We start from the raw sequence: 26547 nt of genomic DNA on the forward strand, positions 1-26547 counted from the left end.
CGTGACCTGCATGGTCGTGACCGGCGTGGTCGTGACCCGCGTGGTCGTGACCGGCGTGGTCGTGACCCGCGTGGGTGTCGGTGGTGGTCTCGGTGTCGGACATGCTCAGCCCTTCGTCGGGGTGGGGGTGCGGGTGGCGTCAGGGGTGAGGGTGGCGATGTCGACGCCGGCTCTTGCGAGGGCGTCGGTGAAGGCGCTCCAGCCGAGGAGCGCGCACTTGACCCGCGAAGGGTACTTGCCGACACCGGCGAGGGCGACACCGTCACCGATGGCGTCCTCGTCGCCGAGGTCCTGGCCCTTCGAGGTCAGCATGGCGCGCATGGCGGCATACGTATGGAGCGCCTCGATCACGGTGCGACCGGTGACCTCCTCGGCCAGCACCGAGCTCGAGGCGACCGAGATCGAGCAGCCGAGCGCGTCGTAGGACAGGTCGCGCACGATGGCTCCCTCGCCCTCGCCGTCGAGCTGCACGCGCAGGGTCACCTCGTCGCCGCAGGTCGGGTTGACGTGGTGCACCTCGGCGGCGAACGGCTCGCGCAGCCCGGCGTGCCGGGGGCGCTTCGAGTGCTCGAGGATGAGCTCCTGGTAGAGGTCCATCAGGCGTGAGCCTCCTGCGGGGTGCGGGTGGGGACCTGGGCGTGCTGGTGCAGGGAGACGTCGAGACCGAAGACCCCGGGCACCAGGTCGAGCGCCTCGAGCAGCGCATCGACCTCGGCGACCGTGTTGTAGGCGGCGAAGGTGGCGCGAGTGGTCGCCGCGACCCCGAGCGCGCGGTGCAGGGGCCAGGCACAGTGGTGACCGACACGCACCGCGATCCCGCGGTCGTCCAGCACCTGGCCGACGTCGTGCGCGTGCACGGTCTCGGGACGGTCGCCGGGGGCGCCGGCCACCTCGACGACGAAGGCCACGGTCGCGCCGCGCTCGGCGGCTGTCGGCGGACCGACCACCCTCAGCCACGGTCGCTCGGCGATGCCGGTCAGCAGGTGCTCGGTCAGCCGCTGCTCGTGCGCGGTGACCCGGTCGATCCCGAGCTCCGTGAGGTAGTCGACCGCCGCAGCGAGGCCGATGGCCTGGGCGGCCATCGGCACACCGGCCTCGAACTTCTGCGGCACGGGAGCGTAGGTCGAGCCCTCCATCGTCACGGTCTCGATCATCGACCCACCCGTGAGGAAGGTCGGCATGGCGTCGAGCAGCTCGGCCCGACCCCACAGCACGCCGATCCCGAGCGGTCCGAACATCTTGTGGCCGCTGAAGGCGAGGAAGTCGACGTCGAGGTCGGTCACGTCCAGGGCCAGGTGCGGCGCCGACTGGCACGCGTCGAGCACGACGAGGGCACCGACCGCGTGGGCACGGTCGGTGAGCTCGCGCACGGGGTTGACCGTGCCGAGCACGTTGGAGACGTGGGTGAAGGCGAAGACCTTGGTGCGGGGGGTCAGCAGCTCGTCGAGGGTGCTCAGGTCGAGGCTGCCATCGCCCGCCACGGGCACCCAGCGCAGCGTGGCCCCGGTGCGGCGGCACAGCTCCTGCCAGGGCACGAGGTTGGCGTGGTGCTCCATCTCGGTGACCAGCACCTCGTCGCCTGGCCGCAGGACGAACCGCGCCGCACCCGCGTCACCGCCCTCACGCGTCCCCCCGCGCGCTCCCCCGCCGCCGTGGGTGGCGTTGGAGAAGGCGTAGGCGACGAGGTTGAGCGACTCGGTGGCGTTCTTGGTGAAGACGACCTCGCTGGCCGGGGCCCCGACGAGGCCGGCGATCGTCTCGCGAGCCGCTTCGTAGAGCTCGGTGCCCTCCTCGGAGAGCTGGTGGGCACCGCGGTGCACCGCCGAGTTGTGCTTCTCGTAGAACTCCTGCTCGGCCGCGAGCACCACCCAGGGCTTGTGCGAGGTGGCGCCTGAGTCGAGGTAGACCAGCGGCCGACCGTCGCGCACGGTGCGCGTCAGGATCGGGAAGTCACCCCGGATGGCGGTGACCTCCGCATCACTGAAGGGCTGCGCCCGCGACGGCTCGGCGGTGGTCATGGGGCTCGAGCCTCAGACCGTGGCCGACGCGGTGGCCGGCGTCAGGTAGCGGTCGTAGCCCTCGTCCTCGAGGCGGTCGGCCAGCTCGGAGCCACCCTGCTCGACGACCTTGCCGTCGACGAAGACGTGCACGAAGTCGGGCTTGATGTAGCGCAGGATGCGGGTGTAGTGCGTGATGAGCAGAACGCCGATGTCGCTGGTCTCCTTGACCCGGTTGACGCCCTCGGAGACGACCTTCAGCGCGTCGACGTCGAGGCCGGAGTCGGTCTCGTCGAGGATCGCGATGCGCGGCTTGAGCAGCTCCATCTGGAGGATCTCGTGACGCTTCTTCTCACCGCCGGAGAAGCCCTCGTTGACGTTGCGCTCGGCGAAGACCGGGTCCATGCGCAGCTGCTCCATGGCGCCCTTCATCTCCTTGACCCAGGTGCGCAGCTTGGGGGCCTCACCGTCGATGGCGGTCTTGGCCGTGCGCAGGAAGTTGGAGACGGTGACCCCGGGGACCTCGACGGGGTACTGCATCGCGAGGAACAGGCCGGCGCGGGCCCGCTCGTCGACGGACATGGCCAGCACGTCCTCGCCGTCGAGGGTGATGCTGCCGGAGGCCACGGTGTACTTCGGGTGACCGGCGATGGAGTAGGCCAGCGTCGACTTGCCGGAGCCGTTGGGCCCCATGATCGCGTGGGTCTCGCCGGAGCGGATGGTCAGGTCGACGCCGCGGAGGATCTCCTTGGTGCCGTCCTCGACATCGACCGTGACGTGCAGGTCGCGGATCTCGAGAGTGGTCATGTCGTCAGTTCTCCATCTGTCGGTGGATGGAGACCAGGACGTCGTCTCCATCGATCTTCACGGGGTAGACCGCCACCGGCGTGATCGCCGGGGGGCCGGAGGGCTGGCCGGTGCGCAGGTCGAAGCGCGAGCCGTGGAGCCAGCACTCGAGGGCGCAGCCGTCGACCTCGCCCTCCGACAGCGAGACGTTGGCGTGGGTGCACCGGTCATCGAGGGCGTGGTAGGTGCCGTCGGTCTCGCGCACGAGGGCGACGACGTGGCCGTCGACCTCGGCCTGGGCAGCCGTGCCGGGGGCGACGTCGCCGACCTGGCAGACGAGCGTCCAGCCGGCCTCGCTCGTGTCCACGGGGTGGGTCGTGGGCTCGGCGCTCATGAGGTCACGCCCACCTGCGCCCCGGCCCGCGCGGCGGCGGAGAGCTCGGCGTCGACGTCGGCGAAGAGCCGGTCGCGCAGGGCCTCGTCGGGGATCTGGTTGATGACGTCGACGAGGAAGCCACGCACGACGAGACGTCGGGCCTGGTCCTCGGGGATGCCGCGGGCCTGCAGGTAGAACAGCTGCTCGTCGTCGAACCGGCCGGTCGCCGAGGCGTGGCCGGCGCTGACGATCTCACCGGTCTCGATCTCGAGGTTGGGCACCGAGTCGGCCCGCGCCCCGTCGGTGAGCACGAGGTTGCGGTTGAGCTCGTAGGTCTCGGTGCCCTCGGCGACCGCGCGGATGAGCACGTCGCCCACCCAGACGGTGTGCGCCGAGTCGCCCTGCAGCGCGCCCTTGTAGGTGACGAGGCTCGTGCAGTGCGGGGCGTTGTGGTCGACGAAGCTGCGGTGCTCGAGGTGCTGCCCCGAGTCGGCGAAGTAGACGCCGAGCAGCGTCGCCGACCCACCGGGGCCGGCATACCGCACGTTGGTGTTGATCCGCACGATGCCGCCGCCGAGGGTGACGGCGATGTGCTTGAAGGTCGCGTCGCGTCCCACGAGGGCGTCGTGCTGGCCGAGGTGGTTGGCGTCGTCGTCCCAGTGCTGGATCGACACGACGGTGAGGCTGGCGCCGTCGCCGACGACGACCTCGACGTTGCCGGTGTGGTCACCCGAGCCGGTGTGCTCGAGCACGACCACCGAGCGGCTGTGGCGACCGGCCTCGAGCACGAGGTGCGAGCTGGAGCGACGACCGGGGCCGGCGCCGTGCACCCGCACCCGCAGCGGCTCGGCGTAGTCGGCGTCGGCCGGGATGCGCACGTGGGGCGCGGCGGCGACCTGCGCCGAGGCGACGACTGCTGCCCGGTCGGCCGGGACGAGCGCCGACCCCCGGGGGGCCTGGCCCGCCGCGAGCGTGCCGGGGAAGGCCTCCTGCGGGCCCTCGAGGTCGAAGGACGCCGCGGGATCACCCTCGAGGTCGTCGGCCGGGGCGTCGGCGAAGAGCGCGCGCAGCCGGTCGACCGGGGTGAAGCGCCACTCCTCCTCGCGGCCCGAGGGCACGGGGAAGTCGGCGACGGCGAAGGACGTCGCGCGCTCGGCCCGCGACTGGTCGGGCACGAACGCCTCACCCCCGTCGACGTGCGAGGTGGCTCCGGGGATCGTCGTCCCCTCGGCCCTGTCCGAAAGCTTCTTCTCCAACAGCGGCATCAGCCGACTGCTCCTTCCATCTGCAGCTCGATCAGGCGGTTGAGCTCGAGGGCGTACTCCATGGGCAGCTCACGGGCGATGGGCTCGACGAACCCGCGCACGATCATGGCCATGGCCTCCTCCTCGGTCATCCCGCGGGACTGGAGGTAGAACAGCTGGTCGGCTGACACCTTGGAGACCGTGGCCTCGTGACCCATCTGCACGTCGTCCTCGCGGACGTCGACGTAGGGGTAGGTGTCGGACCGGCTGATCGTGTCGACGAGCAGCGCGTCGCAGCGCACCGTCGACTTCGAGTTGGTGGCGCCTTCCATGATCTGGACGAGGCCGCGGTAGGAGGTGCGTCCGCCACCCCGGGCGACCGACTTCGACACGATCGTCGAGCTGGTGTTGGGCGCCTGGTGGACCATCTTGGCGCCGGCGTCCTGGTGCTGGCCCTCGCCGGCGAAGGCGATCGACAGCGTCTCGCCCTTGGAGTGCTCACCGAGCAGGTAGACGGCGGGGTACTTCATCGTCACCTTGGAGCCGATGTTGCCGTCGATCCACTCCATGGTCGCGCCCTCGGCGCACGTGGCGCGCTTGGTGACGAGGTTGTAGACGTTGTTGGACCAGTTCTGGATGGTGGTGTAGCGCACCCGGGCGTTCTTCTTGACGATGATCTCCACGACGGCGGAGTGCAGCGAGTCGGACTTGTAGATCGGCGCGGTGCAGCCCTCGACGTAGTGCACGTCGGAGCCCTCGTCGGCGATGATCAGGGTGCGCTCGAACTGGCCCATGTTCTCGGTGTTGATCCGGAAGTAGGCCTGCAGGGGGATGTCGATCTTGACGCCCTTGGGGACGTAGATGAAGGAGCCGCCCGACCACACCGCGGTGTTGAGCGAGGCGAACTTGTTGTCGCCCGCGGGGATCACCGAGGTGAAGTACTCGCGGAAGAGGTCCTCGTGCTCGCGCAGACCGGTGTCGGTGTCGACGAAGATGACCCCCTTCTCCTCGAGGTCCTCACGGATCTGGTGGTAGACGACCTCGGACTCGTACTGGGCCGCGACCCCGCCGATGAGCCGCTGCTTCTCGGCCTCGGGGATGCCCAGCTTGTCGTAGGTGTTGCGGATGTCCTCGGGCAGGTCCTCCCACGAGGTCGCCTGCTTCTCCGTGGAGCGCACGAAGTACTTGATGTTCTGGAAGTCGATGCCGGTGAGGTCGGAGCCCCAGGTCGGCATGGGCTTCTTGCCGAACAGCTTCAGCGACTTCAGGCGCAGGTCGAGCATCCACTGCGGCTCGTTCTTGAGCGCGCTGATGTTGCGCACGGTGTCCTCGGAGAGGCCTCGCTTGGCCAGGGCGCCGGCAGCGTCGCTGTCGGCCCAGCCGTACTCGTACCGACCGAGGTCCTTCAGTCCGGGGTTGAGCTCTTCGATGTGGGTGGTCATCGGGAGGACCTTTCGTGGTGGGGACGGGGGTGCACGGGTGGAACGCCGGTCAGGGCCGCCTCTTCGTGCAAGGGCCGCGGACGCCTCGGTGTTCCCACCGGGGTCGTCTGCGTGGTGGTCGGGACGGTGGGTGTCGGGATGAAGGTCGTGCAGACGTGGGCGCCCCCGGCGAGGGTGGCCAGCCGCTGCACGTGCACGCCGAGCAGCCGCGAGATCGCGTCGGTCTCGGCGTCGCAGAAGGCCGGGAACTCCTCGGCCACCTGTCCGACGGGGCAGTGCCCCTGGCACAGCTGGATGCCGTGCAGCGGGCTGCCCTGCTCACCGACCGGACGGGCGCTGGCGGCGTACCCGTCCTGGGTCAGCGCGTCGACGAGGACGTCGACGCGGGCCCGGGTCGAGGGCCCGGCGGCGGCGAGGCGACCGGCGTACCGGCTCTCGAGACCGGCGACCCGCTCGCGGGCGAACGCGTCGACGGCCTCGGGGCCGGCGTGGGCTGCGAGGTAGCGCAGGGTCTGGGCGGCGAGGTCCTGGTAGTCGTCGTCGAGGGCGAGGTGCCCGGCCCCGGAGACGACCCACGCCCGCGCGGGGCGACCACGGCCGCGCACCGGCGACGCGGGGTCGTGCTCCGCGATCACCGACTGCTCGGCCAGTGCGTCGAGGTGGCGTCGGACCGCTGCCGGGGTCAGGCCGACGACGCGGCCGATCTCGGCCGCCGTCACCGGGCCGTCCTCGGAGACCACGGCGAGGACCCGCTCCCGGGTGCGCCGCTCGAGGTGGTGGGCCGACTGCTCGCAGTCGGCCTCCACCGCCGGGGCACCCACAGATCCGATAAACACCATGCCAGTGTGACGTAATTGGTCCCCAGCCGATAGCAAGGGTCGCCTAACCTGCCCGACCGGTCGAGCACGCAGGAGGGACCCAGCCGCGCGACCTAGACTCGTCAGGTGCAGTTTCCCCTTCCGGCCGTCAGCCTCGACGGTCTCCGCCGCAGCTTCGGTGACGTGGTGGCGCTCGACGGCATGGCGTGGAGCGCGGCCCCGGCGACCGTGACCGCCCTGCTCGGCCCCAACGGCGCCGGCAAGACCACCGCCATCGAGTGCGCCGTCGGCCTCCAGCAGCCCGACGACGGGCTCGTGCGGGTGCTCGGCGAGGACCCGTGGCACGCTCCGGCGGAGCATCGCGCCCGCGTGGGCGTCATGCTCCAGTCGGGTGGGCTGCCCAACGGCACCCGGCCGATGCGCCTGCTGCACCACCTCGCCAGCCTGTATGCCGCACCCGCCGACGTCGGCGAGCTCGCGTCCACCCTCGGCATCGACCGCTTCGACCGCACCACCATCCGCCGCCTGTCCGGCGGCCAGAAGCAGCGCGTGGCCCTCGCGGCCGCGCTGGTGGGCCGCCCCGAGGTCGTCTTCCTCGACGAGCCGACCGCCGGCCTCGACCCGCACGCCCGGCTCGACGTCTACGACCTCGTGACCCGTCTGCGCGACGAGGGCACGACGGTTGTCGTCAGCACCCACTCCTTCGAGGAGGCCCAGCGCCTGGCCGACCACCTCGTCATCGTCAGCGAGGGCCGCACGGTGGCGCAGGGACCGGTCGACGAGGTCGTCGGGCGGGGATCCCTCGAGGACGTCTACTTCGACCTGACCAGGAGGGTGCGCCAGTGACCGCCACCGACTCCCCCGACTCCCGCAAGGCCGCCGTGCCTGCCCCGACGACCCTCGGGGCCGGCGGCGTCGAGCGTGGCGGGCCGGCCTCGCCGATGCGCCGGGTGCTCGCGCAGTCCGGCTTCGAGCTCGGCACCCTCGTGCGCAACGGCGAGCAGCTGCTGGTCTCCCTCGTCCTGCCTCTCGGGGCCCTCGTCGGGCTGGTCCAGGCGAGCGTCCCCTCGCTCGGCTCGGGGCGCCGGGTCGACGTCGCCACCCCCGGGGTGCTCGCGCTCTGCATCATCTCCGCCGCCTTCACCGCCCAGGCCATCTCCACCGGCTTCGACCGTCGCTACGGCGTGCTGCGCCTCCTCGGCACGACCCCGCTCGGGCGGGACGGGCTCCTGCTCGCCAAGGCCGTGGCCACCCTCGCCGTCGAGGTCGTCCAGTGGGTCGTCATCGGGGTCGTCGGGGGCCTGCTCGGGTGGCACCCCGACGCGGCCGGCTGGGCCGCGGCCGCCCTGCTCCTGCTGATCGGGACCTGGGCCTTCGTGGCGCTTGCCCTGCTGCTCGCGGGGACCCTGCGGGCCGAGGGCGTGCTCGCCGTGGCCAACCTCGTGTGGGTGCTGCTGCTGGCCCTCGGCGGCGTGCTCGTCCCCCGCACCGAGCTGCCGGCGGGGCTGTCCCACCTGACGACCGTGCTGCCCAGCTCGGCCCTCGCCGACGGTCTGCGCACGGCGTTCGGGTCGGGCACGCTCGACGGCACGGCGGTGCTGACCCTGCTGATCTGGGGCGCCCTGGCCACCGCCCTCGCGCGTCGCACCTTCCGCTGGTCGGACTGACCTCTCCGCCCACGGCCCGTTCCCAGCGCGGACGGTGACACTGGCCGCATGGCCCTGCACGAAGATCCCGTCCACCCGCACCCCTCCCGCATCACCTCCCTGTCCGGTGGCAGTGGCCGCGGCGACCGCAACCCGTTCCTCGGAGCGGCCAACCCGGCGTACGGCGAGGAGGTCTCGCCACCCACTCACCGGCTGGCGCCCCACCCGGTCCCGGCCGACGTGGCCTACCAGGTCGTGCACGACGAGCTGCTCCTCGACGGCAGCGCGCGGATGAACCTCGCGACGTTCGTCACGACCTGGATGGAGCCCCAGGCCGAGCGCCTCATGGCCGAGTCGGTGGCCAAGAACATCATCGACAAGGACGAGTACCCCCAGACGGCGGCGATCGAGGACCGCTGCGTGGCCATCCTCGCCGACCTGTGGCACGCGCCTGCCGCCGACGGCCGCTTCACCGGCTGCTCGACCACCGGCTCGAGCGAGGCCTGCATGCTGGCGGGCATGGCGCTCAAGCGCCGCTGGGAGGCCCGCACCGGCCACGACCGGTCGCGCCGGCCCAACCTCGTCATGGGCGCCAACGTGCAGGTCTGCTGGGAGAAGTTCTGCCGCTACTGGGACGTCGAGCCGCGGATGGTGCCGGTGCAGGGCGACCGGCTGCACCTCGGGGCGGCCGAGGCCGCCGCCGCCTGCGACGACGACACCATCGGGGTCGTGGCCATCCTCGGGTCGACCTTCGACGGCAGCTACGAGCCGGTCGCCGACATCGCGGCCGCCCTCGACGCGCTCGCGGCCGGTGGGGGCCCGGACGTGCCGGTGCACGTCGACGCGGCCTCGGGCGGGATGATCGCCCCCTTCCTCGACCCCGACCTCGTCTGGGACTTCCGGCTGCCGCGCGTGGCCTCGATCAACACCTCCGGCCACAAGTACGGGCTGGTCTACCCGGGGGTCGGCTGGGCGCTGTGGCGCGACGCGGCCGCGCTGCCGGAGGACCTGGTCTTCCGGGTGAGCTACCTCGGCGGCGACATGCCGACCTTCGCCCTCAACTTCTCCCGCCCGGGCGCCGAGGTCATCGCCCAGTACTACACGTTCTTCCGGCTCGGCTTCTCCGGGATGGAGGCGGTGCAGCGCGCGTGCCGCCACGTCGCGACCGCGCTCGCCGACGAGATCGGTGCGATGCCGTCGTACCGGCTCGTCACCCGGGGCGACGAGCTGCCGGTGCTCGCCTTCACGACCGCCGACGACGTGACGACCTTCGACGTCTTCGCGGTCTCGCGCGGGCTGCGCGAGCACGGCTGGCAGGTGCCGGCCTACCGGTTCCCCCCCGACCGCACCGACCTCGCCGTGCTGCGGGTGGTGTGCCGCAACGGGTTCTCACGCGACCTCGCCGACCTGTTCCTGCGTGACCTGCACACCGTCACCGACCGGCTCGTCGAGCACGCCGGCGAGAGCGGGCGCACCGGGCCGGTCTCCTTCCACCACTGACGAGCGCCGGTGCGGCGTGACGGCATACGGTGTCGTCGTGCCGACCACCGCCTCGCCTGCCCGCCTGCGGCCCCTCACCGACGACGACGCGCCGGCTGTGCTGCACCTCAACCACCTGCACGTCGAGCTGCTCTCCCCGCTCGACGGGCCCCGGCTGGAGCGGCTGGTCGCCTGGGCCGACCACGCCGACGTCATCGAGGTGGACGGCGAGGTGGGCGGGTTCGTCCTCACCTTCGCGCCCGGCAGCGACTACGACTCCGACAACTACCGGTGGTTCGCGCAGCGCTACGACGACTTCACCTACCTCGACCGCGTGGTCGTCGACAGCCGCTTCCGGCGTCGGGGGATCGCCGCGGCCGTCTACGAGGAGCTCGAGGCCGGCGCCGGGGCGCGGATGCTGCTCGAGGTCAACGTCGACCCACCCAACGAGCCCTCGCTGGCCTTCCACCGCGGCCGGGGCTACGTCGAGGTGGGGCGCGGCGGCGAGCCCGGGCACGTGGTGGCCCTGATGGCCAAGGAGCTCTAGCGAAGCACCCGCTGGCGCAGGGCGACGGGCACCCGGCGCAGCAGCCGCTCGAGGCGCTCGCCGACCCGCTTCGACGCGGCCAGCGACACCCCGTCAGGGCGCCCGTCGCGCCCGTCGAGCAGCAGCACGCCGATCATCGCGACCGTCGCGAGGCGGGCGACGTCGCCCGCGTCGAGGGCCCGGTCGAGGCCCTGGGTCGTGAGCACCCGCTGGGCGGCGCGGTCGACGGCGTCGTACCACTGCGGCAGCGAGCGCGAGAGGATCTGCGCGTAGCGGTCGTCGCGTGGGCGGCGGCGATGACCTGGGCCAGCAGCCGCACGTCGCCCGACTCGCGACCGTCGGCGGTGATCCGCTCGGCGACCGCGAGCAGCTGAGCGAGGCTGGTGACCTCGTCGAGGGCCGGGCGTAGCGGGCCACCAGGGCCCCGGTCGCCTCGCTGCAGGCCTCGACGAGCAGGTCGTCGAGGTTGCCGAAGTGGTAGTAGACCAGCGCCTGGTTGACCCCCTCCTCCCGGGCGAGGGCTCGGGCCGTCACCGCCCCGACCCCCTGGTCGCGCACCATCGTGAAGGCCGTGTGCAGCAGCGCCTGCTTGGTCTGCGTGCTGCGCACCGCCCCACTGTGGCACGGATCGACGGCGGCCCCTCGCTGCCCCCGCCCGCCGGGCCCACCGACCTCGGCCCGCCCCCGAAGGCGTCGACCACGAGCTGCACGACCGCGACCACCCCGGGCAGCCGCAGCGCAGACCGGTCACCGGAAGCAGCCGCAGCATCCGCTCGGTGTCGGTGCAGACCCCGCAGGAGCGGGCGAGGTAGACGGTGGCGGGGGCCTCGACCCACGGCGTCGTCCGGGGCAGCCAGGACCGCACCCCGTGTGATAGTCGTCCCACTGCGGCCAGCGCCGTCCGAGCCGGGCCTGCTCGTGGGGGTCGGCGAGGGCGACACAGAAGACGACGGCGCTCCCGGTCACGGCCAGCAGCGACCACGACCCGGCGAGCGCCGCGAGGCCGGCCAGCAGCGCCACGGTGCCCGTCTGCATCGGGTTGGCCAAGTAGGCGTACGGCCCGGTGGCGACCAGTCGTTGCGGAGGGTCCCACGGCCAGGGCGTGCCCCGCCGCTCAAGATCATGAGTGAGCGCTCGGTCTCACTCGGGTCTCCCCGCCCGACCTCGCGAGTCGACACGCCGGCGGCTCACCTACATTGGAGAGGTGACCGCTGCCCCTCTCCGCACCCGCTCCAGAGCCGTCGAGGGCTGGGCGTGGGCCACCCTGGCGGCCAACGCCGTCATCATCCTGACCGGCGCCCTGGTGCGGCTGACCGGCTCGGGTCTGGGCTGCCCGACCTGGCCTCGCTGCACGACCGACTCGTTCGTGCCGCACTCCGAGCTGGGTGTGCACGGGGTCATCGAGTTCTCCAACCGGATGCTCACCTACGTGCTCATCGCCGTCGTCGTGGCCACGTTCGTCGTCGTCTGGCGGTGGGCCGGCTCGACCCGGTCGCTGCGGTGGCACGCGGGGCTGATCGCGGCCGGCGTCCCCCTCCAGGGGGTCATCGGCGGCATCAGCGTTCTGACCCGTCTGAACCCGTGGGTGGTCGCCCTGCACCTCGTGCTCTCGATGGCCCTGGTCGCCGCCTCGACGTGGCTGCTGCTGCGCGTGCGCGCCACGGGCCGGCCCGCCGGGGCTGCTCCGAACGCGGGGCTGGTCGCCCGCCGGCTCGCCGTCGCGACGTACGCGGTCACCTGGGTCGTCGTCTGGCTCGGCACGGTGGTCACCGGCAGCGGCCCGCACGCCGGTGACGTCGACGCCCCCCGCAACGGGCTGGCCCCCGAGACGACGAGCCACGTGCACGCCGCCTCGGTCTACGTGCTGCTCGCCCTCACCCTGGGGCTGTGCCTGGTGGTGCGCCGCGGCGTGCTCGCCCGCGCCGCCCGGGTGCTGCTCGTCGTCGAGCTGGCCCAGGGCGTCATCGGCTTCGTGCAGTTCTACACCGGCCTGCCGATCACCGTCGTGGCCCTGCACCTCGTCGGCGCCTCGCTGCTCGTGGCGGCCGCGACAGCGGTCCTCGTGCTGGCCGTGTCGCCCCGGCCGGCCGACGACTCCGGCGCCCGTCCGTCGCGACGCGAGCGCGCCTCCGTCTGAGCCGAGAGGTGAGCCCCCTGACGGGTAGGCGCCCGTTCATACGGACTTCTTGCGGTTGAAGCCCTGTGCTGGGGATCTGACGGGGCACGAAGGGGCACCAGCCGCAAGAAGTCGACGACGCCTCCGGGTCAGCGCAGCCGCGGGCACTCTCGCGGGCGTGAACGACGACGGTGCCGGCGAGCAGGCAGTGGTCGTCAGTCGGCCGGGGAGCCCCACCCCTCGACTCCGTCTCGCGCTCACGCTCAGCCCCGGGACACGCGCTCACCATCGGGCCGTCGGCCCATAGCCCGGGGTCAGCGGATGGCGACGTGCACGAGCGGGTCGACCGCGACCGCGACGAAGAGGATCGTCAGATAGGTGATCGAGAAGTGGAACAGCCGCATCGGCTTGAGCACCTCGGGTCCGGCTCCGGCCTCGGCCGCGCGCAGCAGGCGGTGCGCCTCCGCGAGGAACGCCGCACCTGACACCACGGCGCCGACGAGGTAGACCCACCCCATGTCGCCCACGGGGACCAGCAGCAGGGACGTCGCGACCATGACCCACGCGTAGGCGACGACTTGGCGGGCGACCACGACGAAGCGCTCGACGACGGGCAGCATGGGCACGTGGGCGGCGGCGTAGTCGTCCTTGAACTTCATCGACAGCGGCCAGTAGTGCGGGGGCGTCCAGAAGAAGATGACGGCGAAGAGAATGGCTGCCGACCAGGACACGGTGTCGGTCACGGCGGCCCAGCCCACGAGGACGGGCATGCACCCGGCCGCGCCGCCCCAGACGATGTTCTGGGTCGTGCGGCGCTTGAGCAGCATCGTGTAGACGCCGACGTAGAACAGGAGCGCGGCGAGGGCGAGACCCGAGCTGAGCCAGTTGACGAGCAGCCCGAGCCAGAGCGTCGAGCCGAGGGTGAGTGCTCCACCGAAGACCAAAGCCGCGGTCGGCGAGATGGTGCCGGTGACCAGGGGCCGGGTGCTCGTGCGGTGCATCACCGCGTCGATGTCGCGGTCCACGTAGCAGTTGAGCGTGTTGGCCGCCCCGGCCGAGAGCGTGCCCCCGATGAGGGTGGCGACCACCAGCCACAGCGAGGGGACGCCGCGCTGGGCCAGGAACATGACCGGCACCGTGGTGATCAGCAGCAGCTCGATGATCCGCGGCTTGGTCAGGGCGACGTACTGCCCGAGGGTGAAGAGCGCTCCGTGACCTCCAGGTCCGGGAGTCGTCGACAGCCCGGCGCGCGGGTCGAGAGCGGTCACGATGTCCTTCGGTATCGGGTGCGAATACCCCCCGAGTCTAACCGTCGCCCGACCGTCGTCTCGCCTGCCCCGGGCAGCGTGGAACATCGCACACTCCCGGGTACGTGCAACTGGAGAGACCCCTAGCACGAGAACAGGCATTCGCCCAGCCCCCCGAGATGTCGTGCACGTCACGTCGGGCACTAGGCTCGGTCGTGAATGCCTGGGAGTGCACGCGAACCCTCGAAGGAGACGTCACCAGTGACCACCACAGCTGCTCGCGCCGGATCGCCCATCGCGAAGCGCAGCACCGACCTGCCCACACCGATCGCGAAGAAGGCGGGCTGGAGCGACCTCGACATCCGCGCTGTCGACACCGCCCGCCTGCTCGCCGCCGACGCCGTCCAGAAGGCCGGCAACGGCCACCCCGGCACCGCGATGTCGCTGGCGCCGGTGGCCTATCTGCTCTACCAGCAGGTCATGACCCATGATCCGAGCGACCCGACCTGGTTGGGGCGCGACCGCTTCGTGCTGTCGTGCGGGCACTCGTCGCTCACGCAGTACGTCGAGCTCTTCCTCTCCGGCTACGGCCTCGAGGTCAGCGACCTGCAGGCGCTGCGCACGTGGGGCAGCCTCACCCCCGGTCACCCCGAGGTGCACCACACCAAGGGGGTCGAGATCACGACCGGCCCGCTCGGCTCCGGTCTGGCGTCGGCCGTCGGGATGGCCTTCGGCCAGCGCCGTCAGCGTGGGCTCCTCGACCCCGACGCGAAGCCGGGCGAGAGCCCCTTCGACCACCACGTCTACGTGCTGGCCTCCGACGGCGACATCATGGAGGGCGTCAGCCACGAGGCGTCAGCGCTCGCCGGCCACCAGGAGCTGGGCAACCTCACGCTCGTCTACGACCAGAACCACATCTCGATCGAGGACGACACCAACATCTCGTTCTCCGAGGACGTGGCCAAGCGCTACGAGGCCTACGGGTGGGACGTGCGCGTCGTCGACTGGCGCCAGAACGCCGCCGACGACGAGGGCGGGCACGCCTACGTCGAGGACATCGACGCCCTGTATGCCGCCATCGAGGCCGGCAAGAAGGTACGGAACAAGCCCACGCTCGTGCTGCTCAAGACGATCATCGCCTGGCCTGCGCCGACGAAGCAGAACACCGGCAAGTCTCACGGCTCGGCCCTCGGCCCGGACGAGATCGCCGCCACCAAGGAGCTGCTCGGCTTCCCCACCGGCAAGGACTTCGTCGTCGAGCGGCCCGTCCTCGCTCACACCCGTCAGGTCGTCAAGCGGGGCAAGGCCGCCCACAAGGAGTGGGACAAGGGCTACAAGGTCTGGCGCAAGGCCAACCCCGACCGCGCCACCCTGCTCGACCGGCTCGTGCGGGCCGAGCTGCCGGCCGGTCTCGGCAAGGCCCTGCCGACCTTCCCGACCGACACCGAGAAGGGCATGGCCACCCGCGCCGCGTCCGGCAAGGTGCTGAGCGCCCTGGCGGACGTCATGCCCGAGCTCTGGGGCGGCTCGGCCGACCTCGCCGAGTCCAACAACACGACCATGGCGGGCGAGCCCTCCTTCATCCCGACGGGCAAGCAGACCGACGAGTGGAAGGGCGGGCCCTACGGCCGCACCCTGCACTTCGGCATCCGCGAGTTCGGCATGGGCGCGATCATGAACGGCATCGCCCTCGAGGGCCTGACCCGACCCTACGGAGGCACGTTCCTCGTCTTCTCCGACTACATGCGCGGCGCTGTGCGCCTGGCCGCCATCCAGGGCCTGCCGGTGACCTACGTGTGGACCCACGACTCGATCGGCCTCGGCGAGGACGGTCCCACCCACCAGCCGGTCGAGCACCTCGCGTCGCTGCGGGCCATGCCCGGGCTCGACGTGGTCCGCCCCGCCGACGCCAACGAGACGGCCGTCGTCTGGCGCACCATCCTCGAGAAGGCCCGCCCGGCCGGGCTCGCGCTCAGCCGCCAACCGCTGCCGGTCGTCGACCGCACGGTCTACGCCAAGGCCTCCGGCGCCGCCAAGGGCGCCTACGTCCTCATCGACGGCGGCCCCGACGGGACGGCGTCCCCCGAGGTGATCCTCATCGCGACCGGGTCCGAGGTCGCCATCGCCATCGAGGCGCGCGCGACGCTCGAGAAGTCCGGTGTCCGCACGCGCGTCGTGTCGATGCCCTGCCGCGAGTGGTTCGAGGAGCAGTCACGCTCCTACCGCGAGAAGGTCCTGCCCTCGGCCGTGCGGGCGCGGGTCAGCATCGAGGCCGCGGTGACGTTCGGCTGGCACGACGTCGTCGGCGGCGCCGGCCGCTGCATCGGGCTCGACCACTTCGGTGCCTCGGCCGACGTCACCACGCTCTACCGCGAGTTCGGCATCACCGCGGCCGAGACGGTCAAGGCGGCCAAGGGCTCCCTCAAGGCCGTCCGGTCCTCCGGGCCAGTGCCCGCGCCGGTGACCACGGCCACCACGCCCTCGCACGACGACACCGCCCCAGCCGACAAGGCCGACGTCTCCGCTCACTGAGCCACCGGTCGCGGCGGGCCTGCGGGCCCGCCGCGCACCTCCCCGCAGTCCACACGCACCACCCGCCAAGGAAGCGATGACCATGACCAACGCCAACCTCCAGGCCCTCTCCGACGCCGGCGTCAGCATCTGGCTCGACGACCTCTCGCGCGACCGGCTCAACACCGGCAACCTCGCCGAGCTCGTCAAGACCCGCAACGTCGTCGGCGTGACCACCAATCCCTCGATCTTCCAGGCCGCCCTGTCCAAGGGCATCGCCTACGACGACCAGGTCGCCCAGCTCGCCGCCGCGGGCAAGGACGTCGAGGAGGCCGTCTTCGCGATGACCACCGACGACGTGCGCAACGCCTGCGACGTCTTCAGCACCCTGTTCACCGACACCAGCGGGGTCGACGGCCGGGTCTCCATCGAGGTCGATCCCCGCCTGGCCCACGACACGAACAGGACGATCGAGCAGGCGAAGCAGCTGCGGGACGCGGTCAACCGCGACAACGTGCTCATCAAGATCCCTGCCACCGTCGAGGGGCTGCCCGCCATCACGGCCGTCATCGCCGAGGGCATCAGCGTCAACGTCACCCTCATCTTCTCGCTCGAGCGCTACCGCGCCGTGATGAACGCCTACCTCGAGGGGCTCGAGCAGGCGCACACGGCCGGCAAGGACCTGAGCGTCATCCAGTCGGTTGCCTCCTTCTTCGTCTCGCGTGTCGACACCGAGATCGACAAGCGGCTCGACGCCATCGACACCGACGAGGCGCGTGCCCTCAAGGGCCAAGCCGGTGTCGCCAACGCGCGCCTCGCCTACCAGGCCTACGAGGAGGTCTTCTCGACCCCTCGCTGGGAGTCACTGAAGGCGGCCGGTGCCCAGCCGCAGCGACCGCTGTGGGCCTCGACCGGCGTCAAGGACCCGGCCTACCGCGACACGATGTACGTCGTCGACCTCGTCGCCCCCGGCATCGTCAACACGATGCCCGAGAAGACGCTCGACGCCACGGCCGACCACGGTGAGGTCTCCGGTGACACCATCACCGGCTACTACGCGCAGGCGCAGAAGGTCCTCGACGACCTCTCGGGCCTCGGTGTGTCCTACCCGGATGTCGTCGCGCTGCTCGAGGTCGAGGGCGTCGACAAGTTCGAGCAGGCCTGGGGCGAGCTGCTCGAGACCGTCACGGCCAACCTCGAGAAGGCGGGCAAGTGAGCTCGATCTCAGTCACTGCCTCCGGGCCTGCGGCCGACGCCGTCGCCGCGCACGTCCCCGCCCTCGTCGAGGCCGGGTTCGCCTCCAGGCTCTTTGCCCGGGACGCCACGCTGTGGGGGCCCGACGCCGAGAGCGAGTCGGCGATCCGCCTGTCGTGGGTCGGGCTGCCGCGCAGCTCGCGCCCCCTCGTCGGTGAGGTCGCGGCTATCCGCGACGAGCTGACCAGCCAGGGCCTCGACCACGTCGTCCTCTGCGGCATGGGTGGCTCGTCGCTGGCCCCCGAGGTGATCTGCGCCACGGCCGGGGTGCCGCTGACCGTGCTCGACTCCTCCGACCCCGACTACGTGCGGGCGGCGATCGCCGACCGCCTCGAGCGCAGCATCGTCGTCGTCTCGAGCAAGTCGGGATCGACCGTCGAGACCGACTCGCAGCGCAGGGCCTACGAGGCCGCGTTCACGCAGGCGGGCATCGACCCGGCGACCCGCATCGTCATCGTCACCGACCCGGGTAGCCCGCTCGACAAGGAGTCTCGCGAGAAGGGCTACCGCGTCGTCAACGCCGACCCGGACGTGGGTGGTCGCTACTCCGCCCTCACCGCCTTCGGGCTCGTGCCGAGCGGTCTGGCGGGTGTCGACATCGAGGCCCTGCTCGATGACGCCGAGTCCGTGGCCGACCTGCTCGCCGCCGACGACGACGGCAACCCCGCCCTGCGCCTGGCTGCGGCCATGGCCGGTACCGACCCGCTGCGTGACAAGCTCGTCCTCGTCGACGAGGGCTCGGGCATCGTCGGCTTCGCCGACTGGGCCGAGCAGCTTATCGCCGAGTCGACCGGCAAGCAGGGCACCGGGGTGCTGCCCGTCGTCGTGTCCGACGACGCCGACCCCGAGGTCAGCCACCCCGCAGCCGACGTCACGGTGGTCCACCTGGTGAGCCTCGACGGCGACGGCGACGGCGACGGCGACTCGCCGCAGGTCGACCCGGCCAGCAGCGCGGTGTTCGTCGGTGGCTCGCTCGGGGCGCAGATGCTGCTGTGGGAGGTCGCCACGGCGGCTGCCGGCCGACTGCTGGGTATCAACCCCTTCGACCAGCCCGACGTCGAGAGCGCCAAGAAGGCCGCCCGTGCGCTGCTCGACGAGGGGCTGGGCTCTGCTTCCGAGCCCGATGCCGTCGACGGCTCGGTCGAGATCCACGCCATCGGCGGTGCCGAGGGATGGCTCGGCGACGCGACGACCGTGGCGGATGCCCTCTCGGCGCTCTTCGCCCAGGTCGACCCCGAGGCCGGCTACGTGTCGATCATGGCCTACCTGGACCGTCTCGAGGATGCTCCCCTCGCGGCCTCTCGGCGCGCCGTGGCGACCCGCACCGGGCGCCCGACGACCTTCGGCTGGGGGCCGCGGTTCCTGCACTCCACCGGCCAGTTCCACAAGGGGGGTCCCCGCGTGGGCGTCTACCTCCAGCTGACGGCGGCCCCGCTCGACGACCTCGCCATCCCGGGACGGGAGTTCACCTTCGGTGACTTCATCGCCTCGCAGGCTGCTGGGGACGCGGCGGTGCTCGCCGACGACGACCACCGTCGGCCGGTGCTGCACCTGCACCTGACCGACCACGGCGCGGGCCTCGAGCAGGTCACCGCAGCCCTCGGCGTCACCACCGCAGACGCATGACTCCCGCGCGCGTCGCTCCTGGCGCCAACCCCCTGCGCGACCCCCGCGACCGTCGGCTGCCCCGTATCGCCGGACCGTGCGGCATGGTCCTCTTCGGCGTGACCGGAGACCTGTCCCGCAAGAAGCTCATGCCGGCGATCTACGACCTGGCCAACCGCGGCCTGCTCCCGCCGGGCTTCTGCCTCGTGGGCTTCGCCCGCCGTGACTGGGCCGACCAGGACTTCGGCCAGGTCGTCTACGAGTCGGTCAAGGAGCACGCCCGCACCCCCTTCCGCGAGGACGTGTGGCGCAACCTGTCCGAGGGGTTCCGCTTCGTCCCGGGCACCTTCGACGACCCGGCGGCCTACGACCTGCTCGCGAAGACGGTGCACAGCCTCGAGGAGGAGCGCGGCACGGGCGGCAACCTCGCGTTCTACCTCTCCATCCCCCCGGGCTTCTTCTCCGAGGTCTGCGAGCAGCTCGAGCGCTCTGGCCTGGCCAAGACCAGCGGCGAGAGCTGGCGGCGCGTGGTGATCGAGAAGCCCTTCGGCCACGACCTGGCCAGCGCCCGTGAGCTCAACACCATCGTCGAGAGCGTCTTCCCGTCCGACTCGGTCTTCCGCATCGACCACTACCTCGGCAAGGAGACGGTCCAGAACCTCCTCGCCCTGCGCTTCGCGAACCAGATGTTCGAGCCGATCTGGAACGCGAACTACGTCGACCACGTGCAGATCACCATGGCCGAGGACATCGGCATCGGCGGTCGAGCCGGCTACTACGACGGCATCGGCGCGGCCCGCGACGTCATCCAGAACCACCTGCTCCAGCTCCTGGCCCTCACGGCCATGGAGGAGCCGGTCTCGTTCAACGCCAAGGACCTGCGCGCCGAGAAGGAGAAGGTCCTCTCGGCCGTGAGGGTGCCGGCCGACATCGACGCCGACACCCAGCGCGGGCAGTACGCCGGCGGCTGGCAGGGTGGCGACGAGGTCGTCGGCTACCTCGACGAGGACGGTGTGGCCACCGGATCGGTCACCGAGACGTATGCCGCGGTCAAGCTCGAGGTCGACACCCGCCGGTGGGCGGGAGTCCCCTTCTACCTGCGCACGGGCAAACGCCTCGGCAAGCGGGTCACCGAGATCGCCGTCGTCTTCAAGAAGGCCCCGCACCTGCCCTTCGACGACACCGCGACCGAGGAGCTGGGCCAGAACGCGATCGTCATCCGGGTGCAGCCCGACGAGGGCATCACCATGCGCTTCGGCTCCAAGGTGCCCGGTGCCCAGATGGAGGTGCGCGACGTGACCATGGACTTCGGCTACGGCAACGCGTTCACCGAGTCGTCTCCCGAGGCCTACGAGCGACTGATCCTCGACGTCCTGCTGGGCGAGCCGCCGCTCTTCCCCCGCCACGAGGAGGTCGAGCTGTCGTGGAAGATCCTCGACCCGATCGAGGCGTGGTGGACGACTCACGGCAAGCCGCAGCCCTACCCCGCGGGGGGCTGGGGACCCAAGGCCAGCGACGACATGATGGCCCGGGACGACCGCACCTGGAGGATGCCATGACCTCACCCCAGAACCGTGTGACCGCTCGACAGACCGGGGGCACGCCGTGATCATCGACCTGCCCAAGACCACGAGCGTCTCGGTCAGCAAGAAGCTGGTCAAGCTGCGCAACGACGTCGGTGCGATGACCCTCGGACGGGTGCTGACGCTGGTGATCGTCGTCGATGACACGCAGGCCGAGGACATCATCGAGGCGGCCAACGACGCGAGCCGCCAGCACCCCTGCCGCATCATCGTGGTCGTCGCGGGCAACCGGCGCGGCACCAACCGCATGGACGCCCAGATCCGCGTCGGTGGTGACGCGGGGGCGAGCGAGGTCGTCATCCTGCGTCTCTTCGGCGCCCTGGCCAACCACGGCGAGTCGGTCGTCGTGCCGTTGCTGCTGCCCGACTCCCCCGTCGTCGCCTGGTGGCCGCACGAGGCCCCGGCCGACCTGCGCAAGGACCCGATCGCCCTGATGGCCCAGCGCCGCATCACCGACGCCGCCGAGGCACCCAGCCCCAAGGCGGCCCTCAAGAAGCTGGCGAAGACCTACGTCCCAGGTGACACCGACCTGGCCTGGACCCGCATCACGCTCTGGCGAGGGCTGCTCGCCGCAGCCCTCGACGGACCCCCGTTCCTGCCGGTCACCCAGGCGGTGGTCGCAGGCGCGGTCGACTCACCGTCGTCGGACATGCTGGCCGCCTGGCTCGCGGTCACGCTGAAGGTGCCCGTCGAGCGGGTGCGCACCAAGGCCGGCAGCGGCGTCGTCAGCGTGCGCCTCGACCGGGAGAACGGCCCGATCGACCTCGCCCGCCCCGACGGCGTCATCGCGACGCTCTCCCAACCCAGCCAGCCCGACCGGCGGATCAGCCTGAAGCGTCGCGGCCTGGCCGAGTGCCTGGCCGACGAGCTGCGTCGGCTCGATGCCGACGAGGTCTACGCGGAGACGCTGGTCCGCGGCCTGCCGACCCTGACCCCGGCCTCGAAGACGGCGAGCGAGGCAGCCGCCGACGGCGACCTCATGTCAGCCGGGGAGTCGCGACGCATCTCGCGTGAGCTGGCCCACAACCCCTCGGCAGCGCTGGCTTCCGAGATGGTCACGGCGCCGGAGCCGCCGCAGACCGGCGACGAGGGGCAGGTCAAGCACGCGACGACCCGCAAGCTGGCCGAGAAGCCGACTCCTCGTGAGAAGGAGGTCGCCCGGGCGTCGGGCTCGTCCGCTCCCGCGAAGGACAAGCCCAAGAAGGCCGCCGCCACTCGGCGTCCCTCCGCGACCACCGCCGAGCTGACATGACCACGACGACCCAGGTCGTCGTCCACCCGAGCAAGCAGTCCCTGGCTGACGCGGCCGGTGCCCGCCTCGCGACGGCCCTGCTCGACGCCCAGGCCGCACGAGGCGAGGCCCACGTCGTCCTCACCGGTGGCTCGATGGGCTCGGCGGTCATCACCTCACTGGTCGCCGACGCAGGGCGTTCGGCCGTCGACTGGTCGACGGTGTGGGTGTGGTGGGGTGACGAGCGCTATCTCGTGGCCGGTGACGACGACCGCAACGACACCCAGAACGACATGGCCGGGCTGAGCACCCTCGGGCTCGACCCCAGAAGGGTCATGCGGGTCGCCGGCCCGGACAGCAGCGAGTCGGCCGAGCACAGCGCCTCCGCGTATGCCGCGGCCCTCGCTGCCCACGGCGACGTCCTCTTCGACGTGGTCCTGCTGGGCGTCGGCCCCGACGGCCACGTCGCGTCACTGTTCCCGCACCACGAGGCGCAGCGCAGCGAGGGGACCCCCGCCGTGGCGGTGCACGACTCGCCCAAGCCACCCGCCGACCGCGTCAGTCTGACCTTCGAGCGGTTGGGTCGCGCCCGCGAGGTCTGGTTCCTGGTCTCAGGACCCGACAAGGCGCAGGCCGTCTCGCGTGCCCTGGCGCCCGGGGTCGACCGCTGGGACGTCCCGGCCGGCGGCGTGCACGGCACCGAGGCCACGAGGTGGCTCGTCGACCAGGACGCCGCCACCCCCTGACGGAACCCGCGCCCGACGTGACGCAGCGTCGAGGGGTGCCGGGGTCGTTACTGGATGAGGCCGCGGTCGCGCAGCGTCGTGAGCGCCTCGTCGAGGATCGCCTTGCCGTCGGCGTCGGAGCGACGCTCCTTGACGTAGGCCAGGTGGGTCTTGTAGGGCTCCACCTTGTGGGCCGCGGGAGGATTGGCCCGGTCCTGACCAGCAGGCAGCCCGCACCGCGGGCAGTCCCAGGTCACGGGCAGAGCGAGCCCGGACTCGTGGGCGAAGCTGGGAGTGGTCTCGTGGCCGTTGGAGCACCAGTAGGAGATGATCACCCGAGGGGCGGCGTCGCCGCGCTCGGCCTCTCCCATGGGCCCTGCGCCGACCCTGCTGCCTCGAATTGCGTTTCCGCCAGCCATCAGATCGTGTCCTTCCGTCGGGTGCCCCCCCCGGGGCAGGTGGGGTTGTGGGGCGTGGGTCAGTTGGCGAAGCGGGTCAGCAGCTGCAGACCGACGACCGTGACGAACCAGATGATGCTGATGGCGATGGTGAAGCGGTCGAGGTTGCGCTCGGCCGTCGTCGAGCCGCCGAGGGAGCTGGACATCCCGCCGCCGAACATGTCCGACAGGCCGCCACCCTTGCCCTTGTGCAGGAGGATGAGCAGGATGAGGAAGAGGCTGGCGAGCACGAGGACGACGTCGAGCCCGATCTTCACGGCGTTCACGCTGCGGGGTGTCCTTGTCGGTTCGGTGGTGTCTGAGGAGGTCGGCGGCCGTGGTTGATCCCGCGGCAACCCGACCGGGCAAGGCTACCCCACCCCCGTGGGGAGACGTGCCCGGACACGGACTCCCCACGGTGGTCGAGGGCCTGGTCAGAGCGCTCAGAGACCCACGTGGTCGCGGTACCGACAGATCGCGGCGAACTCGGTCGGGTCGATCGACGCGCCTCCGACGAGGGCGCCGTCGACGTCTTCCTGCGCCATGATCGACGCGATGCTGGCTGCCTTGACCGACCCGCCGTAGAGGATCCTGACCGCATCGGCGACATCGCCGGAGTAGAGCTCGGCCAGCAGCGTCCGGATCGCCGCGCAGACCTCCTGCGCGTCGTCGGGGGTTGCCACCTCGCCGGTGCCGATGGCCCACACGGGCTCGTAGGCCACGACGAGGGTGCGGGCCGCCTCCTTGCTCACCCCGGTGAGACCGGCTCGCAGCTGGTCGAGGACGAACGGCACGTGGCCGCCCTCCCGGCGCACGTCGAGCCCCTCGCCGCAGCACAGGATCGGTGTCAGCCCGTGCTGGAAGGCGGCTGTCACCTTCGCCGCGACGGTCTCGTCGGTCTCGGCGTGGTACTCCCGACGCTCGCTGTGGCCCACGACGACGTAGGTACACCCCAGCTTGGCCAGGAAGGTGCCCGAGACCTCACCCGTGTAGGCCCCCGCGGTGTGCCGCGAGAGGTCCTGGGCACCGAAGCGGAGCAGCAGCCGATCGCCCTCGACGAGGGTCTGGACCGATCGCAGGTCGGTGAAGGGCGGGAAGACCGCCACCTCGACCGCGGCGTAGTCGTGCTTGGCGTCGCGCAGGGTCCAGTCAAGCTTCTGCACGAGGTGGGTCGCCTGCAGGTGGTCGAGGTTCATCTTCCAGTTGCCGGCGATCAGCGGCGTCCGTCCGGCGGGGGCCTGGCGCGCGGCCATCAGGCCTGCTCCTCGTCGAGGACGGTGATGCCGGGCAGCTGCTTGCCCTCGAGGTACTCCAGGCTCGCCCCACCGCCGGTGGAGATGTGCCCGAACTGGTCGTCGGTGAAGCCGAGCTGACGGACGGCGGCAGCCGAGTCCCCACCACCGACCACGGTCAGGCCGCCGGCCGCCGTGACGTCGACGAGCGCCTGGCCCAGGGCACGGGTGCCCTCGGCGTACGGCGCCATCTCGAAGGCTCCCATGGGGCCGTTCCAGAAGACCGTGCGTGCGTCGGCGAGCTTCTGCGCGAACAGCCGGCTCGACTCCGGGCCGATGTCGAGGCCCATCCGGTCTGCGGGGATGGCGTCAGCGGCCACGACCTCGTGCGCCGCATCGGCCGAGAACGCGTCGGCCGCCACGACGTCGACCGGCAGCACGATCTCGACGCCCCTCTCTGCCGCGTCGCGCAGATAGCCCTTGACGACGTCGACCTGGTCGGCTTCGAGCAGGCTCGTGCCGACCTCGTGGCCCTGGGCCTTGAGGAAGGTGAAGACCATGCCGCCGCCGATGAGCAGGCGGTCGGCGGTCTGGAGCAGGTTGCCGATGACGCCGAGCTTGTCGGAGACCTTGGCGCCACCCAGCACCACCGCATACGGACGCTCGGGGGTCTCGGTCAGCCGCCGCAGCACGGCGACCTCGGTGGTCACCAGCCCGCCGGTGTAGGAGGGGAGGAGCCGGGCCACGTCGTAGACCGAGGCCTGCTTGCGGTGGACGACCCCGAAGCCGTCGGAGACGAAGGCGTCGGCCAGCCCGGCGAGCTGGCCGGCGAACTCGGCCCGCTCGTCGTCGGTCTTGGCCGTCTCGCCGGGGTTGAAGCGGAGGTTCTCGAGCAGGACGACGTCGCCGTCGGACGCTCCTGCGACGGCGGCCCGCGCGGACTCGCCCACGGTGTCGCCGGCAAAGGTCACCGCCCGCCCGAGCAGCTCGCCGAGCCGGGCCGCCACGGGGGCGAGGGAGTACCTCGCCTCGGGCGCGCCCTTCGGCCGCCCGAGGTGGGCGCACACGATCACGCGTGCGCCCGCCTCGGAGAGCTCGCGGATCGTCGGTACGGACGCCCGGATGCGACCGTCGTCGGTGATCGTCTCCCCGTCCAGGGGGACGTTGAGGTCCGAGCGCACGAGCACGCGAGTGCCGTGCAGGTCACCCGCCAGCAGGTCGGCAAGAGTTCTCAACGGGTCAGCGGCCGGTCAGAGGTCGCGGCCGACGAGGACGACGAGGTCGACGAGCCGGTTGGAGTAGCCCCACTCGTTGTCGTACCAGCCGACCACCTTGACCTGGTTGCCGAGGACCTTCGTGAGGCCGGCGTCGAAGATGCACGAGTGCGGGTCTGTGACGATGTCGGACGAGACGATGGGGTCCTCGGTGTACTTGAGGAATCCCTTGAGCGGGCCGTCGGCCGCGGCCTTGACGATCGCGTTGACCTCGGCGGCAGTCGTCTCGCGGCCCGACTCGAAGGTGAGGTCGGTGGCCGACCCGGTGGGGATCGGCACCCGCAGCGCGAAGCCGTCGAGCTTGCCCTTCAGCTCGGGCAGGACGATCCCGATCGCCTTGGCCGCACCGGTCGAGGTCGGCACGATGTTGAGGGCGGCGGCACGGGCGCGACGCAGGTCCTTGTGAGGACCGTCCTGGAGGTTCTGGTCCTGGGTGTAGGCGTGGATGGTCGTCATGAGGCCCTTGACGATGCCGAGGTCGTCGTTGAGGGCCTTCGCCATCGGCGCGAGGCAGTTCGTGGTGCACGACGCGTTGGAGATGATCGTGTGGGTCGCGGGGTCGTACTGCTCGTGGTTGACGCCCATCACGATGGTGACGTCCTCGTTGCTCGCGGGCGCCGAGATGATGACCTTCTTCGCCCCGGCGTCGACGTGCGCCCTGGCCTTGGTCGCGTCGGTGAAGAAGCCGGTGGACTCGATGACGACATCGACACCGAGGGCGCCCCACGTCAGGGCGGAGGGGTCTCGCTCGGCGAAGGCCTTGAACGCCTGGCCGTCGACCGCGATCTCGTCGTCGGTGTGCGTGACCTCGCCGTCGAGGCGGCCGAGGATCGAGTCGTACTTGAGCAGGTGGGCGAGCGTGGCGTTGTCGGTCAGGTCGTTGACGGCGACGATCTCGATGTCGGCGCCCGCGGCCCGCACGGCCCGGAAGAAGTTGCGGCCGATGCGGCCGAAGCCGTTGATCCCTACGCGGACAGTCATGGGTGGTCGAGCCTTC

27 protein-coding genes are annotated in these 26547 nt (G+C 71.4%); 12 read left to right on the forward strand and 15 right to left on the reverse strand.

Going from position 1 to position 26547, the window contains the following annotated elements; genetic code table 11:
* Positions 1-105: 105 nt before the first annotated feature.
* From V3N99_01665 to V3N99_01695, 7 genes are read right to left on the reverse strand one after another with little or no spacing between them, the layout of a single operon-like run.
* The gene (locus V3N99_01665; protein ID MEO3935441.1) at positions 106-597 is read right to left on the reverse strand and encodes an SUF system NifU family Fe-S cluster assembly protein; all 492 of its coding nucleotides are present in this window, start codon (positions 595-597) and stop codon (positions 106-108) included.
* Positions 597-2018, reverse strand: coding sequence for a SufS family cysteine desulfurase (locus tag V3N99_01670; protein MEO3935442.1), 1422 nt, complete (start codon positions 2016-2018; stop codon positions 597-599). Before V3N99_01670 ends, V3N99_01665 begins: the two co-directional genes overlap by 1 nt.
* Positions 2019-2030: 12 nt before the next feature.
* Positions 2031-2804 carry a Fe-S cluster assembly ATPase SufC gene (sufC, locus tag V3N99_01675; protein ID MEO3935443.1) on the reverse strand — a complete coding sequence of 258 codons (774 nt, stop codon included), beginning with the start codon at positions 2802-2804 and terminating at the stop codon, positions 2031-2033.
* A gap of 4 nt (positions 2805-2808) precedes the next feature.
* Positions 2809-3177: a non-heme iron oxygenase ferredoxin subunit gene (locus V3N99_01680; GenBank protein MEO3935444.1), complete on the reverse strand. Its 369-nt coding sequence runs from the start codon at positions 3175-3177 to the stop codon at positions 2809-2811.
* Entirely contained in the window at positions 3174-4424 is a 1251-nt protein-coding gene (sufD, locus tag V3N99_01685; GenBank protein ID MEO3935445.1) for a Fe-S cluster assembly protein SufD, read from the reverse strand. The genes V3N99_01680 and sufD overlap by 4 nt, the downstream gene beginning before the upstream one ends.
* Positions 4424-5845, reverse strand: a complete 1422-nt coding sequence (gene sufB, locus V3N99_01690) for a Fe-S cluster assembly protein SufB (GenBank protein MEO3935446.1) — start codon at positions 5843-5845, stop codon at positions 4424-4426. Before sufB ends, sufD begins: the two co-directional genes overlap by 1 nt.
* Positions 5842-6684 (reverse strand): helix-turn-helix domain-containing protein, encoded by an 843-nt coding sequence (locus V3N99_01695; GenBank protein ID MEO3935447.1) that lies wholly within the window; start codon positions 6682-6684, stop codon positions 5842-5844. Before V3N99_01695 ends, sufB begins: the two co-directional genes overlap by 4 nt.
* A 180-nt stretch (positions 6685-6864) precedes the next feature.
* On the opposite strand from V3N99_01695, the gene V3N99_01700 reads away from it, so the two are divergent.
* From V3N99_01700 to V3N99_01715, 4 genes are read left to right on the forward strand one after another with little or no spacing between them, the layout of a single operon-like run.
* Positions 6865-7509, forward strand: coding sequence for an ABC transporter ATP-binding protein (locus tag V3N99_01700; protein MEO3935448.1), 645 nt, complete (start codon positions 6865-6867; stop codon positions 7507-7509).
* Positions 7506-8330, forward strand: coding sequence for an ABC transporter permease (locus V3N99_01705; protein ID MEO3935449.1), 825 nt, complete (start codon positions 7506-7508; stop codon positions 8328-8330). The genes V3N99_01700 and V3N99_01705 overlap by 4 nt, the downstream gene beginning before the upstream one ends.
* A 48-nt stretch (positions 8331-8378) precedes the next feature.
* Positions 8379-9809: a glutamate decarboxylase gene (locus tag V3N99_01710; protein MEO3935450.1), complete on the forward strand. Its 1431-nt coding sequence runs from the start codon at positions 8379-8381 to the stop codon at positions 9807-9809.
* Between the two features lie 37 nt (positions 9810-9846).
* Positions 9847-10335, forward strand: coding sequence for a GNAT family N-acetyltransferase (locus V3N99_01715; GenBank protein MEO3935451.1), 489 nt, complete (start codon positions 9847-9849; stop codon positions 10333-10335).
* Here the strand turns inward: V3N99_01715 and V3N99_01720 are convergent.
* Positions 10332-10541, reverse strand: coding sequence for a hypothetical protein (locus V3N99_01720; protein ID MEO3935452.1), 210 nt, complete (start codon positions 10539-10541; stop codon positions 10332-10334). The two genes, V3N99_01715 and V3N99_01720, sit on opposite strands and share 4 nt — an antisense overlap.
* Positions 10542-10618: 77 nt before the next feature.
* Between V3N99_01720 and V3N99_01725 the strand changes: the two genes are divergently transcribed.
* Positions 10619-10744, forward strand: coding sequence for a hypothetical protein (locus tag V3N99_01725; protein ID MEO3935453.1), 126 nt, complete (start codon positions 10619-10621; stop codon positions 10742-10744).
* Positions 10745-11082: 338 nt separating this feature from the next.
* Here the strand turns inward: V3N99_01725 and V3N99_01730 are convergent, their stop codons facing one another.
* Positions 11083-11409 (reverse strand): methyltransferase, encoded by a 327-nt coding sequence (locus tag V3N99_01730; GenBank protein ID MEO3935454.1) that lies wholly within the window; start codon positions 11407-11409, stop codon positions 11083-11085.
* A gap of 130 nt (positions 11410-11539) precedes the next feature.
* On the opposite strand from V3N99_01730, the gene V3N99_01735 reads away from it, so the two are divergent.
* Positions 11540-12472, forward strand: coding sequence for a COX15/CtaA family protein (locus V3N99_01735; GenBank protein MEO3935455.1), 933 nt, complete (start codon positions 11540-11542; stop codon positions 12470-12472).
* Positions 12473-12765: 293 nt separating this feature from the next.
* Here V3N99_01735 and V3N99_01740 read toward each other — a convergent pair whose 3' ends face one another.
* A complete protein-coding gene (locus V3N99_01740; GenBank protein ID MEO3935456.1) occupies positions 12766-13692 on the reverse strand; it encodes a heme o synthase in 927 nt (308 codons plus the stop codon).
* Between the two features lie 300 nt (positions 13693-13992).
* Between V3N99_01740 and tkt the strand changes: the two genes are divergently transcribed.
* From tkt to pgl, 6 genes are all read left to right on the forward strand, one after another.
* A complete protein-coding gene (gene tkt / locus V3N99_01745) occupies positions 13993-16230 on the forward strand; it encodes a transketolase (GenBank protein MEO3935457.1) in 2238 nt (745 codons plus the stop codon).
* Between the two features lie 82 nt (positions 16231-16312).
* Complete coding sequence (tal, locus tag V3N99_01750) at positions 16313-17425, forward strand: transaldolase (protein ID MEO3935458.1); 1113 nt, start codon at positions 16313-16315, stop codon at positions 17423-17425.
* Positions 17422-19089, forward strand: coding sequence for a glucose-6-phosphate isomerase (locus V3N99_01755; GenBank protein ID MEO3935459.1), 1668 nt, complete (start codon positions 17422-17424; stop codon positions 19087-19089). The genes tal and V3N99_01755 overlap by 4 nt, the downstream gene beginning before the upstream one ends.
* On the forward strand, positions 19086-20627 hold the full coding sequence (zwf, locus tag V3N99_01760) for a glucose-6-phosphate dehydrogenase (GenBank protein ID MEO3935460.1): 1542 nt from the start codon (positions 19086-19088) through the stop codon (positions 20625-20627). Before V3N99_01755 ends, zwf begins: the two co-directional genes overlap by 4 nt.
* A 46-nt stretch (positions 20628-20673) precedes the next feature.
* Positions 20674-21903, forward strand: coding sequence for a glucose-6-phosphate dehydrogenase assembly protein OpcA (gene opcA, locus V3N99_01765; protein MEO3935461.1), 1230 nt, complete (start codon positions 20674-20676; stop codon positions 21901-21903).
* Positions 21900-22628, forward strand: a complete 729-nt coding sequence (gene pgl / locus V3N99_01770) for a 6-phosphogluconolactonase (GenBank protein ID MEO3935462.1) — start codon at positions 21900-21902, stop codon at positions 22626-22628. The genes opcA and pgl overlap by 4 nt, the downstream gene beginning before the upstream one ends.
* A 47-nt stretch (positions 22629-22675) precedes the next feature.
* Here pgl and V3N99_01775 read toward each other — a convergent pair whose 3' ends face one another.
* The 5 genes from V3N99_01775 to gap form a co-directional block, all read right to left on the reverse strand.
* Entirely contained in the window at positions 22676-23026 is a 351-nt protein-coding gene (locus V3N99_01775; protein ID MEO3935463.1) for an RNA polymerase-binding protein RbpA, read from the reverse strand.
* Positions 23027-23085: 59 nt separating this feature from the next.
* Positions 23086-23331, reverse strand: coding sequence for a preprotein translocase subunit SecG (gene secG / locus V3N99_01780; protein ID MEO3935464.1), 246 nt, complete (start codon positions 23329-23331; stop codon positions 23086-23088).
* Positions 23332-23487: 156 nt separating this feature from the next.
* Positions 23488-24297 (reverse strand): triose-phosphate isomerase, encoded by an 810-nt coding sequence (tpiA, locus tag V3N99_01785; GenBank protein MEO3935465.1) that lies wholly within the window; start codon positions 24295-24297, stop codon positions 23488-23490.
* Complete coding sequence (locus V3N99_01790; protein ID MEO3935466.1) at positions 24297-25511, reverse strand: phosphoglycerate kinase; 1215 nt, start codon at positions 25509-25511, stop codon at positions 24297-24299. Before V3N99_01790 ends, tpiA begins: the two co-directional genes overlap by 1 nt.
* Before the next feature lie 15 nt (positions 25512-25526).
* Positions 25527-26531, reverse strand: coding sequence for a type I glyceraldehyde-3-phosphate dehydrogenase (gene gap, locus V3N99_01795; GenBank protein ID MEO3935467.1), 1005 nt, complete (start codon positions 26529-26531; stop codon positions 25527-25529).
* Positions 26532-26547 lie beyond the last annotated feature (16 nt).

This window comes from Dermatophilaceae bacterium Soc4.6 (genome assembly GCA_039889245.1).
Classification (GTDB): Bacteria; Actinomycetota; Actinomycetes; order Actinomycetales; family Dermatophilaceae; genus Lapillicoccus.